Origin of the sequence: Salinimicrobium gaetbulicola, from assembly GCF_042676025.1 — a bacterium.
In the GTDB taxonomy this organism is placed as follows: domain Bacteria; phylum Bacteroidota; class Bacteroidia; order Flavobacteriales; family Flavobacteriaceae; genus Salinimicrobium; species Salinimicrobium gaetbulicola.
The window spans coordinates 1,072,262-1,088,437 of sequence record NZ_JBHTJP010000032.1 but is presented as its reverse complement, the minus strand read 5'-3'; the positions used below and the strand labels follow the sequence as shown (position 1 = coordinate 1,088,437).

5 protein-coding genes are annotated in these 16,176 nt (G+C 42.0%); 1 reads left to right on the top strand and 4 read right to left on the bottom strand.

Annotated elements, in window-relative coordinates; all coding sequences use genetic code 11:
- Nucleotides 1-52 precede the first annotated feature (52 nt).
- Nucleotides 53-1,243, bottom strand: a complete 1,191-nt coding sequence (locus tag ACFQ1G_RS06420; protein WP_380737725.1) for a pyridoxal phosphate-dependent aminotransferase — start codon at nucleotides 1,241-1,243, stop codon at nucleotides 53-55.
- A 25-nt stretch (nucleotides 1,244-1,268) separates the two neighbouring features.
- Nucleotides 1,269-2,369 carry a fatty acid desaturase family protein gene (locus ACFQ1G_RS06415; RefSeq protein ID WP_380737723.1) on the bottom strand — a complete coding sequence of 367 codons (1,101 nt, stop codon included), beginning with the start codon at nucleotides 2,367-2,369 and terminating at the stop codon, nucleotides 1,269-1,271.
- A 112-nt stretch (nucleotides 2,370-2,481) separates the two neighbouring features.
- Here ACFQ1G_RS06415 and rsmG point away from each other — a divergent pair, with 112 nt between their 5' ends.
- A complete protein-coding gene (gene rsmG / locus ACFQ1G_RS06410; protein WP_380737721.1) occupies nucleotides 2,482-3,111 on the top strand; it encodes a 16S rRNA (guanine(527)-N(7))-methyltransferase RsmG in 630 nt (209 codons plus the stop codon).
- Between the two features lie 46 nt (nucleotides 3,112-3,157).
- Here rsmG and ACFQ1G_RS06405 read toward each other — a convergent pair whose 3' ends face one another.
- Entirely contained in the window at nucleotides 3,158-10,177 is a 7,020-nt protein-coding gene (locus tag ACFQ1G_RS06405; RefSeq protein WP_380737719.1) for a LamG-like jellyroll fold domain-containing protein, read from the bottom strand.
- Between the two features lie 247 nt (nucleotides 10,178-10,424).
- Nucleotides 10,425-16,151 carry a LamG-like jellyroll fold domain-containing protein gene (locus ACFQ1G_RS06400; RefSeq protein ID WP_380737717.1) on the bottom strand — a complete coding sequence of 1,909 codons (5,727 nt, stop codon included), beginning with the start codon at nucleotides 16,149-16,151 and terminating at the stop codon, nucleotides 10,425-10,427.
- Between the last annotated feature and the right edge of the window lie 25 nt (nucleotides 16,152-16,176).

Sequence of the window (16,176 nt, the reverse complement as noted above, 5' to 3'; positions counted from 1 at the left end):
AATCCCCGAACTTAAAAAGTGCGGGGATTTTTATTTCAGGATACTTCAGAAATTAGGCTTCTGAAATAGCTTTTTTGATTCGTTTCATCGCTTCTTCGATGTCCTTTTCACTGGCTGCATAAGAAAATCTGATGCAGTTAGGGCTTCCGAAGGCATCACCTGTTACGGTAGCGACCAGTGCCTCTTCCAATAAGAACATAGAAAAGTCTGTTGCGTCATTGATCTTGTGGCTTTTCAGGGTTTTTCCGAAGAAATAGGAAACATCCGGGAAAACATAAAATGCTCCTTCCGGCTCTGTAATGACAAATCCGGGCATGTCATTAAGAAGATCGATGATCAATTTCCTGCGTGTTTTAAAGCGGTCGATCATATACTGGATCTCACTCACTGGTGCTTCCAATGCTGTAATTACCGCTCTTTGAGCAATACAGTTGGCCCCGCTTGTAATTTGACCCTGCATTTTATTGCAGGCACGGGCAATCTCGGTAGGTCCGCCTATATAACCAATCCTCCAGCCGGTCATGGCAAAGGCTTTAGAAACCCCGTTCACGGTGACAACCCTGTTGTACATATCATCGAACTGTGCCATGGAAAAATGATCTCCAACAAAGTTGATGTGTTCATAAATTTCATCACTCACCACGATAATATCCGGATATTTTTGAAGCACATCGGCTAAACCTCTAAGCTCTTCTTTGCTGTATACCATCCCACTTGGGTTACAAGGGGAGCTGTACCATAGCATTTTTGTCTTAGGGGTGATCGCTTTTTCCAGTTGCTCCGGAGTCATTTTGAAATTAGTTTCAACAGTGGTAGGCACTTCTACAGGTACTCCTTCTGCGAGCTTAACAATTTCGGCATAACTAACCCAATAAGGACATGGGAGGATAACTTCATCCCCTGGATTAAGCATCACCATGGCAATGTTTGCCAAAGATTGCTTTGCCCCAGTGGAAACTACAATTTGTGATCGGTCATACGTCAATTTATTGTCCCTCTTGAACTTTGTGATGATCGCATCTTTGAGCTCCAGGTAACCGTCAACCGGGGTGTAAGAGTTGTAATTCTCAGTTATTGCTTTGATGGCAGCTTCCTTAATGAAATCAGGAGTATTAAAATCGGGTTCGCCAAGGCTTAGCCCAATAATGTCTTTACCTTCTTCACGCAATTCTCTAGCCTTGGCAGCCATGGCTAAAGTTTGCGATGTAGACATACTCTTAATTCGATCAGATAGATTGTACATGCAATTAAGTTTAGTTAGTTATGATTTATGCTGAAATTGCAGGTTTCGCACCCATTTCTTTTAAATGTTTGAAGTGTGCGGCAATGGCAGCCCTGGTGGTTTTGTATTCGTTATAAGGCAACTGGCATTCCTTAGCAGTTTCCCTTACGATCTTGGAAAGTTTGGTGTAATGAATATGGCTGATGTTCGGGAAAATATGATGTTCCACCTGGTGATTAAGACCACCGGTAAACCAGTTCACGATCTTATTCTTCGTTGAAAAATTCACCGTAGTGAATAACTGATGGATCGCCCAGGTGTTTTTCATAGAACCGGTTTCATCCGGTAGAGGCATTTCAGTTTTTTCAACCACGTGTGCCAATTGGAATACCACCGAAAGAATTAGACCTGCGGTGTAGTGCATAACGAAAAATCCAATCAGGATCTTCCACCATGACACCGGTACAAATAGCATGGGAATTACGATCCAGATGGCAACGTAGATCAATTTGGTTATTGCTATTATACTCCATTGTTTCACCGGACTAGGCATTTTCCCGTAAGAAAGCTTCCTTTTTAAATAGTTTTTCGTCTGTTTAAAATCGGTTGTAAGCGCCCAGTTAAATGTCAGGAGTCCATACAGGAAAATGGAATAATACTGCTGGAATCTATGGAAGCTATGCCATTTGGAATGCTTAGAAAATCTAATTATCCTTCCGGCATCCAGATCTTCATCGTGGCCGTGTATGTTGGTATAAGTATGGTGCAAAACATTGTGTTGCACCTGCCAGTTATAAACGTTTCCGGCAAGAATATAAATGGTTCCACCCATAAATTTGTTCACCCAGTTTAATTTGGAATAGGACCCGTGATTACCATCGTGCATTATATTCATACCTACCCCGGCCATACCCACGCCCATTACTACTGTAAGTAATAACATCCACCATTGAGAGATGTCCAGACTAAGAATAAGAAAGTAGGGGGTAAGGAAAATTGAGAACATTACAACTGCCTTTAAATGCAATTTCCAGTTCCCTGTTTTAGAAAGATTATTCTCTTTGAAATATAAATTAACCCGTTTGTTCAGAGTTCGGAAAAACTTTGCCGAATCTGTTCGGGAAAAACGTACGCTTGAATTATTCATTTAATTTTTTAAAAATTGAACTACAAATGTAAAATATAAAAATCCTTTCCCGGTATTTAAGCTCACAATTAACTGCCTTAAATTAACTACTTTTGCTAAAAATTGTAAAATTTTGGAATTAATCGAACAATATTTCCCGGAAATTACTCCGGATCAACGAGAAAAATTTGCCGCTTTACAGGAACTATACAAGGATTGGAACAGTAAGATCAATGTGGTTTCGAGAAAGGATGTAGATGAACTTTACCTGAGGCATGTTTTACATTCCCTTGGTATTGCTAAGGTTCAGCAATTCCTACCGGGCGCAAAAATCCTGGATGTGGGAACCGGGGGAGGTTTCCCTGGAATTCCTTTAGCGATCCTCTTTCCTGAAACCAATTTCAGGCTGGTGGACAGCATCGGAAAAAAAATAAAGGTGGTAAATGAGGTTTCTGAAGGTCTAGGCCTTCAAAATGTGGTGACCACAAATTCTAGAGTAGAGGAGATCGATGGAAATTTCGATTTTATAGTGAGCAGAGCGGTAGCTGCTATGCCTACTTTTGTGCATTGGGTGAAAGGAAAGATCGCCAAAGAAAGTAAGCATGAGCTGAAAAACGGAATTTTATATCTCAAGGGTGGTGATCTAACCGAAGAATTGCAGGACTATCCAAAAGCTACTATTTATAATTTGAGTGATTACTTTAAAGAGGACTTTTATGAAACCAAAAAAGTAGTTCACTTACCTCTTAAGTATAAAAAATAAAGCCCGGAATCCCGGGCTTTATTTTTTTGACGTCTTTTCTGATTTTTTAGTCTACTACAAATTTGACTGATTTGCTTTCTTCCTCCATTTGAAGTTTTAAAATATAAACTCCTGATGCTCTCTCTCCAATTGGGATTTCATAAAGCTGCTGGACGGGAACTTCGCCATATTCAGATAATTTCTGACCATTGATATTATAAAGAATGGCACTTTGAATTGGGATCAAATAAGGGTTTTCAATTGTAACTTTGGTTTCCTTACTTGAGTAATAAGAATTGATCGATTCAGAATTGTTTTCTTCCGTTACTTCTTTTGCTATTTCAGTTTGTGGGAATACCAGGCTAAATCTGCCTTTAATGGAGCCTTCCGGTTCAACCGTTTTAAAATCAGATTTTCTAAGGTCATAGGTAGTTTCAGAAAGACTATCCTTTAAATGGATTTCAAGATCTGCAGGAATATTTTCCAGCTTATCTATTTTAATACTAAATTCTCCTTCCTGATGAACCTTCACGATCAAAGGAAGTTCTCGATCCGTATTAAAATCAGGTACCGCCTGAATCACGAATCCAACATCATGGATCGCCCAGTACATGTCCTCATCGATATTCTCAATAAGTGGTGCGTCATAACCCAGATCGAATCCTGTCGAGGTAATCGAGTCTCTGGTCACTAAGATCTGGCGCTGGAAACCTTCCGGAGAAATATATCTTAGGTAGATCTTGGCGCGCTTATCTTCATTGGCTTGTTTCTGGGCTTCCTCTTTCTCTTTTTTGGATTTGAAGATCGACTCATCATCAATTTGATGTTCGGTTTCAAATACACGCTGACTGTTTTTGAAAATGATTTCTCCACCCTCAACCGTTGTTAATCCTGCCAGGGCTCCGTTCAGTTGAGTGCTTACATAAAAGGCCTGTCCTACGGGGATGTATCGTTTTGGATTCAAGCTGGCGTCAGCTCGATCTCCCGTTGCGTTGATCCTTTCATCATTAGCAATAGCCTCGATCCCTCCGGAAAGGTTAAGAGTTGCGTAACCTCCAATGTATCTCTGGAGATAATGCGTTTTACCTGCAAAATGATCCCAGAAATAAAGGGTTCCATTAAACACATTTTGGGAGTTATTACCTCCTGCATCTTTGATGTTATCTGAAATGAATTTATGGCTGTCTATTGCCGACGGATAAGGGTTTCCAACCAGGTAGTCATTCCCGACATTTACCACATGTTTGATGGTTCCATTATTTGGTTTACCTATAAAAGTTAAATTCTGACGGTCTTGAATAGAAGCTGAACCTGAAGTTCCTTTCATTGTAAAACCTTCCCCTGCCTTAATGTTTCCATTTTGACCTACATGTAACCATTCGGCGTAGGTATTGCTCTTGAAATTGGTGTATTTATAGAGCCAATAAGTGCTTATCCTTTTTGGTCCTGTATAACCCCAATCAGCATAGTGATACTGATAATTAAAATCAATAGGTCCCGGATTAGTATGGTCGGTACCATCTCTTAAAACTGAAGCTACGGTATAATCTGCATTGTTGGCACCACCTCTTGGACTAACCGGGGAGGACCAGTAGTTATAGTTAAAGCTGCTGGCAGTTCCCTGCTGATCTCTTTCAATATATCCGGAACTGGTTTCTTCCAGGATACTTCCTTCATCCTGTAAAAGCTGAGATTCTCCTACCAGGTCAATAGCGCCATTCAGTTTTAGATAATGGGTTACCCGTAAGCTATGTCCGCCATTGTACTCTGTGAAAGCCTGGTTAGGGTTGTAAACCGAAATTTTACTCTGTAAACTTCCATCAGCTGCCAGGTTTTCTTCGGAAAGTAAAGCCAGTACAGTGATATTCTTGTTGCCCGAAATCAGGTTATGAGATGTTCTTACAATATTCCAGTCGATGGATTTTTGGTTGATCCCCAAACTGTTCGGGGCATCCCAACGGCCTCTGGCATATTTCCAGGGTGAGGTCGATGGTTCGATATCCCTCCAGTTCCCGTCTCGCTTAGAAACGTATGGTAGGGGAGCTGTATTTTCCTGGAAGGTCGTAATGTTCTTTAATACTCCGGGAACCGCATTATTGGAAAGGTCTAATGTTGTTCCGTTTCCGTCTGCCGCTTCCAGGGCTAGCAATTGGTAATAACCGTCCAGGTCATTCCAGGAAAGAGGGCCGGGAACTTCCATAGGCAATTCGGTACCTTTAACCATAGCCATACCGTCGGCTCCTAAAGCACCTTTTTCAAGTCTTTGGTTCATCATGAACCTTAATTGTTCAGCCGTTAAGGCTTTCTTCCATAATCTCACCTCTTCTATCCAGCCGTTGAAATGACTTGGAGCTCTGGTCGAACGATTCGAACTACTGTCATAAGTGGCCCCAATAAAGAAAGGTGCAGAGGAAGTTTTAGGATTATTAACGGTCAGGCTATTTACCTGTAATCCATCTACAAATAATTTTGCAACAGTTCCGTCATAAGTAACGGCAATGTGATACCATCTTTGAGTATTTAACGGGACAGAGGAGTTTGGAAATATACTAACGCCACCAACTTTGAAAGTTGGAACTCCACCTGACGTAATAGCTAATTCATAGCCTTCACCCAGGGTGCTGGAATAATCTTTTTTAGATAGTATTGTTCTGGTTCCTGAAGTGGATTTTAATTTTACCCATGCTTCCATGGAATAAGATCCGGTATCAAAATTATAGGCTTCAGGCCCAAAATCAATGTAGTCATCCAATCCATCAAAATCAAGATAGTTACAATCCTCTATAATGTTGATCACTACTTTATCTTCAGAATAACAACTTCCGTCTGCGTTAGAGATCGTCCACGTCAGTTCGTACTTGCCGTCAGTTCCTGTAAATTGAGTAGTTGGATTTGAAGGGTCATCGATAATTGGAGTCGAACCGGCCGGTTGATAAACGATCTCCCATCTTCCGGTACCTGAGGTCGCAGTATTAGCTTCCAGGTTTGTTGAAGTGAATCCACAGCGGGTTTGATCGGCCCCGGCATTTGCGACTGTTAAGGCAGGTGGCTGAGTGATATCTACGCTTTTCACTACTGTACAACCCCAGGAATCTGTTATGGTAACGGTATAATTACCCGGACTTAAGTTTTCTGCACGCATAGTGGTTTGAGACCTGGCATCATTCCATAAATAAGTATATGGAGCTACTCCTCCTGAAGTAGACTTCACTTCAGCCCAACCGTTTTGTTCCCCGAAACAGGAAATGTTTTGAGAGTCAAGTTCTACTAAAAGTGCTTCGTCCGGTTCATTGACTATAACATCATTAATGATGTGCGTGTTTTTCTCCTGTCCCAGTTCCTCTGCGACTTCTTTTTTGTCGGTTACGGTAACTGTGTAATTTCCAGCCGGCAGGTCGTTAAATACATTTATCGAAGAGGTGTAAGTAACTCCTGTGTCGTTATTATGAGCTTCAAAGTCGAATTCTCCGGTACCTCCAAATGCATATATTATAATGGATCCGTTCGAAGTGTCCTTACAGGTACTGCTGGCTTCAGCATAAGCTCTGATAGGAGTGGCTACGGCTATAGTTTGGTTTGAAGAAGCACACATGTTTCTTTCAGTATCTCCACAAGCCTTTGTATTGTTATTGGTCCATTTATAGGTAATGTGAATTAAGTTCAATACCTCATCGCATTTCCAGTTGATCTGGTTATCTCCTGTTCCAATTTGGTTCAGACGTACTTTGTCTCCAGGCATTACCTGTAGTGGAACACCATTACTATCAAGCTTCTCAAAACAATTGGTTGCCTTGTACTGTTTGGTGGAAGTGGCTGTTGAAATGGTATATATGAATTCAGAATATAATCTATAGACGTTGGAGCTCTTACTAACGATAAACCAAATATACATAGGGGTATTATCATCGCATTCATCAGTCTTCATTTTTACCCCGTTTATATCTCCTATGTAAAAACTGTCATTGTAAGCTTCAAAGTTTTTAGAGGAATCACAGGTTTCAAAACACTCTCCAACATAGTGTTGAAAGGTATGGACTGTAACGGTCCCGCTTTGGTCTGTAACAGTAAGGGTGATAGTTTTATCCCCTATAGTTGAATAACTCACTTCAAAAGGTCCTATCCCTGTGGTTCCAGGAGGTAAAGAGGCACCTTCGCCAAAATCCCAGGAATAGTTAAAAGTGTAAGGTTCTCCATCTCCTCCCTGGGTTTGTTCCAGGTCCACCTGGAATGTGGAGGTACGAATAGTATCGTCGGTCTCCATACAAACAGAGATAGCACTAATTTCAGCTGTAACCGCATCAAAAATGGTGAAGTTTTCTGAAACAGTACAACCTTCAGCATCCCGGACAGTAAGTTCGTAGGTTCCTCCTCTTAATCCGGTGACAGTTTTAGTGGAAGCAAACACATTTCCCGAAGGATCCTTCCATTGGTAATTATATCCTCCGTTACCACCCGTTGGATCTGCTGTCGCGGTTCCTGTAGTTGAGCCATAGGTGGTAGTTCGGGTAGTGGTAATATTCGGGATCAGAGCATCAGGTTCAGTAATGCTAATGGTGGTTAATTCTTTTGAACAACCACTGTTATCTTTCATCTCTACCACGTAGGTTCCAGCAGCCAGTCCCGTAAACTGGTAACCTGTTGGGGTAGAATTAGTTTGCCAGGTTCCACCATTAAGCCTGAAACTGTATGGAGTGCTGTTTCCTCCGGAAGGATTTGAAATAGTAATACTTCCTGAATGAGTTTGGTAGCAACTGGCGTCTTCGTAATCTATATCTGCTGCAAGTTCATCAGGACCGGCTACGGTCGCGTTTAAAACTTGGGAAAGACGACACCCATTGGAATCCTGGATGAAAACTTCGTAATCGCCCGATGCTAAACCGGTTATTGGATTGCTGGTAAATGTGATGTTGTCAACAGAATATTCATAAATTCCGGTCCCTCCCGTAATTGTTCCATTTACCTGAATGGCTCCATCGAAAGCTTCAAAACAGGACTCTGGCGTAGTTGTGGTAGAACTTCCCGAGGCGGGTGGAGTATATTGTAAAGCTCCCGGTTCAGTAATAGTGATTTCATCTTCTCTAATACAACCGGTAGCATCTTTTACCTTAACAAAATATGTTCCTGCGGAAATATCTGTAAAAGTAGAACTGCTGCTGAAGCTTCCATTGTTAAGAGCATAAGTGTAAGGTGCCTGCCCTCCAATAGCATCCACCTGTATACTTCCGTCATTTCCACCGTTACAGGTAACTGCAGAGGTAGTGATAGTAGTGATGATTGGATCTATTATGAGTTTCTGTTCCGCGAATACCACATTACCCGCGTTATCCTCAAATCTCCAGTTGATGATATGTTCACTCAGGTTGTTTTGCGGTAAATAAGTGGTGGGATCGTCAGTTGTTCCGGTGATAGCCGCGGTGCTACAGTTATCTGTAGTTTGTGGGGGGGTAAGAGTGATCTCACAACTTGTACTGATTTCTGGAAGCACAGGCACTTGCGGTAATTCATCATCTTGAATGGTGATAACCTGTCTCACAGCCTCAGCCGGATTTCCATTTACATCATTAACGTTCCAGGTGATTATAGTTGTCCCTATAGGGTAAGGGTCTGAAATTGCATTACCGTCATCCCTTGTTCCAACAGGATTACCAACAGAGCAATTGTCGGAGGTGGCAGGTTCAGTAATTGTAACCGTGGCTTCACAACTTCCCGCATCTGTACCCTGGGTAATACTAGGGGCAAAGTCGATCACGGGAACTGTGCTATCTTCAATAGTGACTGTAGCAGTTGCAAAATTGGTATTGCCATTCACATCTGAAACAGTTAGGGTTACAGTGTTGTCTCCAATATTTGAACAATCAAAATCTGTAAAATCAAGAGCGAATTGGTCCAGCTGGCAATTATCTGTAGAGCCATTGTCTATGTCTGAGGTGGAGATAGAAGCTAGTCCGTTTTCATCCAGTTGCATCGTAATGTTTTTTGTGAGAACGATTGGGCCAGATGTGTCTTCGACTGTCACTTGAGCAGGTGCTGAAGCTGTATTCCCATTTCCGTCGGTGGCGGTCAAAACTACTGTCTGTATCCCGATCTCAGAACAGTCAAAAGTATCTTTGTCAAGAGTCAAGGTGAATGAGCAGTTATCGGTGGTTCCGTTATCTACTTCGGAAGGAGTAATGCTGGCAACACCTGAAGCATCTAATTCGACAGTGATATTCTGAGTTGCCACATTCGGAGCCTGATCGTCAGTAATAGTTACTACCTGATCTACCGGAACTGCAGCGTTACCGTTCACGTCTGTAACTTCCCAAGTGATAGTGGTGCTTCCATAAGGGAAAGGTTCAGTAAGATCTAAACCATCGTCACGGGTACCAACCGGTTGACCAACTGAACAGTTATCGGTTGCGGCAGGAGCATAGGCAGCATCCGAAAAATCAATTGCAGCCGCACATTCCAGGTTAATATCCTGGGTGGTAATTACCGGCAATTCATCGTCTGTGATAGTGATCGCCTGTTCAGCAGTACCAATGTTTCCGTTAGCATCTATTGCTTCCCACGTTATGGTTGTGATTCCGACAGGATAAGGGTCGGTTAGAGGAAGATTATCACTTCGGCTTCCTGTTGGAACCACTACAGAACAATTATCACTGGCGGTAGCGGCTGGAGGTGAGGAGAAGTTAGCAGAACATACACCAGAATCTGCAGATGCTATAATATCTGAAACTGAAATTACCGGGGCTTCTGAATCTGTAGCTATTATTTCAATAGGTACGGATGTAGTAGTAGAGTTATCTCCAACATCTGTAACTGTAACCTGGTATATTCCGGTCGTTAAATTATTAAGAGTCGTGGTTTCAACTGTGGGATAAATTGAACCATTTTTTGTCCATTGGTAAGTATAAATGGTTCCTCCGGTAACACTAACGGTGATCGAACCATCGTTGTGTGCCGGGCAAAGAACATTCACCTGATCCTCTACTGTTATGACATGGCCGGATATCCCGGAGGTAGAAGCGGTTGAAAAAATTATCGTAAAGAGGAAAAAACCTGTGATTAAACTCCAGATTTTAACAGGGAGAGTAATTTTTTTCATAGGCACCGTGCATTTAAACGTCAAAATTAAACATTTTAACGAGATTTTATCGTTTTTAACTATAAATTATTAGTCTAAAACGTTAAAATTCAGGTTGCAAAATCTTCTAAGGGTATGTACTCTAACTGATGCCGGAGAATGTTAAATATTTAATAAATGTAAGAAAATTCTTAAATTTTACTTGTGCGCTAACATTAAAAAACCACCCAGAAATTGAGTGGTTTTTCATGATTCAAGTGGTATTACTTTATTTTTTAATCACAAATTTCATGGACTTTTTGCCATGCGCCGTTTCCAGCTGAAGGATGTAAACCCCGTTCGTTTTTAATGGAACTATCAGGTCGGTTTTAGTTTCGAGCGGTATATAATCGTACATTCTTACGAACTGGCCGCTTAAAGTATAGATATAAGCCTTGTTAACCGGAATAAGTTCAGGATTTAGAATCGTGATCAGGTTCTTTTGATTTGAGTAGAAAAGTTCCACTTCGATAGAATCCAATTCTTCCAGATTCTCTTCATCCAGGCTCATTTTGTCATTCAGAAAGACGATAGAAAATCGATTCTTGATCAGTCCTTTCTCGGCTTCGAATCTAAAGTTCTCTTTCCTGAGGTCAAAAGTTTCTTCCAATAAACTATCTTTCAGATGGATCGCAAAATTTTCGGGAATATTCTCTAATTGATCGATTGAAATAGTGAATTCTCCTTTTTCTGCAATTTTTAAGGTCAGCGGAAGCTCTGTTTCTTTATTGAAACCCGGAACTCCCTGGATGACAAGTTCAATTCTGTCCATTTGCCAAAACATATCCTCCTCAAATTCATCATATAACGGAGCATCGTATCCCAGGTCAAAATCCAAAGTACAGGATTCGTCCTCTGTTACCAGCAATTGCCTGTGGTAGCCTAATGGCGTTTTAGCCTTGATCCATATCCGTTTTCTGGTATCATGTTTTTCCTCGGGCTGAGTAGTAGCTGATATTTTGGAGGAGCCGGTGACTCTCGGTTTTTCTGTGGTGTGAAAAACGGCTTTTGACGGATCCTCTTTTTGGAATACCCGCTGACTGTTATTAAACTTTACCTCCCCACCGGTAATACCTACCGGCTGAGGTAGTTTTGAGGCCCAGTTTTTCACATTGTCATCGACTACTGTATTAATGAAAAATGCCTGTCCCGGAGGTATATATTGTTTCGGTTCCATTCCTCCAATCTCCCCGGTAGCATTAATCCTGGCGTCATTGGAAACTGCTTTTACTCCCCCGGCTAGATTATACGTGGCATAACCTCCCACGTATCTTTGGAGGTAATGGGTTTGACCTGAAAAATGTGACCAGAAATAAAGAGTCCCGTTAAACACATTTTGACCTCTTCGGTCTTCAAGGTTATCCTTTATAAATTCATCGGCATCTATGGCTGAAGGATATGGATTTCCTATAAGGCGATTTTGACCCGCACTTATATTTACCGAAACAGCACCGTTATTTGGCATTCCTGTGAAAACATAGTTTTGAAGATCGAGAATACTTCTATGCCCAGAACTTCCTTTCATAGTGAAGCCTTCCGCAGCATTTATATATCCGTTTTGCCCAATCCAATGCCATTCGTTGTATAGACCTGCGTCCCCATGAAATTTATACATCCAGTAAGTACTAAGCTTTACAGGATCGCTCAAGGCGCCATCGGCATAATGATATTGATAATTGAAATTGATCGTTTTTGGGGTAGCAGGATCGGTGCCCGACCTTAAGACCCCTGCGATGGTATATCCCGAATTTTGAGAATTTCCTAAAGTGCTCACCGGCGAGGAGAAATAATTATAATTAAAACTGCTGGCTGTTCCCTGTTGATCTCGGTCAAGCCTTCCGGAACCGGCCAAAATACTACCCTCTGTCTGGACTAATTGTGATTCTCCATTGAGATCAATGAATCCGTCCAGTTCGAGGTAATCTGTTATGGTCAGCGCATTTCCGGTACCCGGTTGATTGACCGAAGTTGGATTAGTTCCTAACATGTCCAGTTTTCCGCCTTTTAGAAGTAACCCTAATAAGGTTATATTTTGGTTTGCGGAATTCAGATCGTCAGAAACGTATGCAATGTTCCAGTCGATCTTTGTACCATCAATTCCCGTACTGTTGGGTGGATCCCAATAAGTTGGTTCAACCCAGGAATTTTTGTTCCACCAACTTCCTCCATTTAATGAAATGTATGGTAAGGGGGCTGAGTTTTCCTGGGAATTTTGGATATTCTTTAAGTAACCGGGAGCCTGTATTGTTGCTATATCTGGAGTTGTTCCAAGGGCAGCGTCTATTTCTGAAACTATTAAACGGTAATAACCATTTAGACTGGACCAGGGTAGGTCATTCGGAACATTCATAGGAAGGATTTCGCCTTTTACGACTGTATTCCCGGAGGAACTAATTCCCTGTTCAAGACGCTGATTCATCATAAATTGCAGCTGTTCTTGCGAAATGGCAGTCTGCCATATCCTTACTTCTTCGATCCAGCCATAAAAATAATTCTTAGGTTTTTGAGGGGTATTGGCGTAATAAGCTGCTCCTATAAGAAAAGGATAGGTGATATCCTTAGGATTGGAATTGTTAGGTATACTGGTTTGAACCGGTAGATTTATTCCGTCAACAAACAATTGAGGCAAGGTGCCATTGAAAACCACGGCAACATGATACCAACGGTCTGTACTGATTTTATCATTTGTGAGAACCTGATTTCCATTCCACCGAAAACTAAGAGCTCCATTAATGATACTTAAATCATAGCCTCCCGATGTAAAATCTGCGGTGTTCCTTTTGGAAATAATAGTTTTGGTGCCACTTATGGATTTTGGTCTGATCCAGGCTTCCAGTGAGAAATTGGAACCTGGAAAATCATAATGGTCGCCAACTACGACATGGTCGTCGATACCATCAAAATCAAGAGTGCTGCATTCTTCAGCAAAGGTAATGGATACCTGGTCACTGTTAGGACAGGAGCCATCATCTGCATTAGAGATCGTCCACTCTAAAATGTAGGTTTCACCAGGAGATCCTGAAAATGAAGCCTGAGGGTTATTTTTATCTGGATCTGAAAGCAAACCTCCGGAACCTGAAACAATTCTCCATTCTCCCATTTCTCCCGCGGCAGGATTATTGGCATTAAGTGTAGTGGAGGTAATTCCGCATCCTAAGTTTTGCGTGATTCCGGCGTTGGCGGTAGTCAGTTGAGCCGGTGCAGTCAGGGTAATTGGTTTGGTGATGGTACAACCGTTAGCATCAGTAATAGTTACCGTATAATTTATTTCGGCTAATAAGCTTATAGCATTCTCTGTAGTTGCACCCGAACTCCATAGATAAGAATATGGAGATGTTCCTCCGGTCGCTGTCACTTTTGCAGCGCCTGTTCCTCCGTAGCATTCAACCAGTTGGGTAATGCTTATGTCAGCATTTAAACTTGAGCCGGGCTCGGTTATCGTTACACTTCCGGTGGTAACAAAATTCTCGGAATCTTTTACATTATAAGTATATGTGCCAACAGGCAGGTTGAAAAATTTGTTGGAGGTTTGATACGTTCGGTTTTCGGGCCCTGAAATGCTATACATATAGGGAGATTGCCCCCCGGAGGCCCTTATGCTGATTGAGCCGGAAGACTCTCCTTTACACAGGATATTTGTTGGTGTTGCTTCGGCCATGAGAGGAGTGTGAACGATCACTTCTTCGGAAGGACCATAACACATGGGTTTAGTTCCTTTATTACATCCCCAGGTTCTTTCGTTGGTCCAACGAATATTCAATTGTAAAACTTTAAAGGTTTCCCCACATTTCCAGGTTATCTTGTCTCCTGAAGTATTGGTGTCCTGTACCTGGAATAGACGGAATAAACCTAAGGGTATGGGTTTATATGTTGGAACGGAAGGATCTTCAATTTCTTCAAAACAACCAATAGCTTTTCGGGACACCGTTTCAGTGCCATTATTTGTGGCATAATATAATTCAGAACTTAATCCATAGCCATTGGCATTCTTAGTTATTTCTATCCACATGTATTTTTCTGTGGTCTGTTCGCAATTTGCCCCTGTTAACCTGTTTCCATCCTTGTCCCCGATGAAAAAATTATCTGTGTTCAGATCAAAGTTCACAGAAGTTCCGCAACCCTCGAAACAGCCTCCAACATAATGGGGGATCTCAAAGGTCTGGGTATAATTACTTTCGTCTTTAATGGTCAATTGTATAATTTTATCCCCATCTGAATCCCAGTTAACAGTAAACTCCTGCATTCCGGTTCCGGAGCTTGGCGTCGCTCCCGGGCCAAAATTCCATTGATAAACAAAGTTTTGTGGATCTCCTATTCCTCCGGTGATATTATTGAGGTCAACTTGAAAAGTAGAGGTGCGGATATAGTCATGAACACTTTCACATTCAGAGGTGGCCAGAATATCAGGTCTGACGGCAGGTATAACAGTTACCGATTTATTAATGAAGCACCCATTGGCATCACTAATTTTAACTTCATAATCCCCTGCCGCCAAACCGGTCGCCTGGCGCGAAGTGGATATAACAGCATTAGATCCTGCTGCCCTCCATTCATAATTGTAAGGCGAGATTCCGCCGGAAGGATTCGCAGTCGCAGTACCATCATTTATTTCATACACAGAAGTTCGGGTATTGGATGTCGAAGCTGTTAAAGGATTAATTGTAATAGTTTGGGAAACATTGGATGTATTCCCGGCATCATCCTCAAAAGTCCATACGACTGTACCAGAGGTTGAAAAAGTTGTTGACCTGTTGGCAGTAACGGTGACATTTGGATCACAATTGTCTGTTGAGGTGGGAGGATTGACCGTATAGGTACAACCCCAAATTATATTGTTGAGGTTTGGAGGGATTGGAGCTTCATCATCCTCAATGGTGACATTCTGCTCTGCACTGTTTGTGTTCCCTGAATGATCTGTGACCTCCCATAGAACCTTCGTAGAGCCTAAGGAAAAAATGTAATTCGCTGGAGTTATTTCTGAACCTCCAACATATGCTTTTATCGAAGCAATACCACAATTATCTCCTACCAACGGAGTTCCCAGAATTGCCGTTGAGGAGCAATTCCCTTGTCCGTCATCTGAAGTTTTAGCGGTAACATCTGCAGGAGCTGTAATGGTAGGATTTTCATTATCCATTACAATTACATCCTGAGTAGCTGTTTCTGTATTTCCTGCATTATCGGTAACCGTCCAGGTAACGGTCGTGGTACCGGTAGAAAATGTGGAAGGTGCGTTATTGGTCACACTTGCTACAGAACAATTATCGGCGGTGTCAGGGTTTCCAAGGTTTACACTGGAAGCAAAACATTTCCCGGGATCTGTGTTTATTGAAACATCAGAAGGTGCTGTAATACTTGGATCTTCGTTATCTGTGACAGTCACGCTTTGGGTGTCGAAAGCTGTATTTCCAGCATTATCGGTAACCGTCCAGGTGACGGTCGAGGTACCGGTAGGAAATGTGGAGGGAGCGTCATTGGTCACACTTGCTACAGAACAATTATCGGCGGTGTCAGGGGTTCCAAGGTTTACACTGGAAGCAAAACATTTCCCGGGATCTGTGTTTATTGAAACATCAGAAGGTGCTGTAATGCCTGGATCTTCGTTATCTGTGACAGTCACAATTTGGGTGCCTGAAGCTGTATTTCCTGCATCATCAGTAACCGTCCACGTAACGGTCGTGGTACCGGTAGGAAATGTGGAAGGTGCATTATTGCTCACACTTGCTACAGAGCAATTATCGGCGGTGTCAGGGGTTCCCAGGTTTACACTGGAGGCAAAACATTCCCCGGAATCTGTGTTTACTGAAACCTGTGAAGGTGCTGTAATGCCTGGATCTTCGTTATCTGTGACAGTCACAATTTGGGTGCCTGAAGCTGTATTTCCTGCATCATCAGTAACCGTCCATGTAACGGTCGTAGTACCGGTAGGAAATGTGGAAGGTGCATTATTGCTCACAATTGCTACAGAACAATTATCGGCT

Coding starts and splice junctions, on each gene's coding strand:
- ACFQ1G_RS06415 (WP_380737723.1), bottom strand. CDS start 2,369: ATGAATAATTCAAGCGTACGTTTTTCCCGAACAGATTCGGCAAAGTTT.
- ACFQ1G_RS06420 (WP_380737725.1), bottom strand. CDS start 1,243: ATGTACAATCTATCTGATCGAATTAAGAGTATGTCTACATCGCAAACT.
- ACFQ1G_RS06405 (WP_380737719.1), bottom strand. CDS start 10,177: ATGAAAAAAATTACTCTCCCTGTTAAAATCTGGAGTTTAATCACAGGT.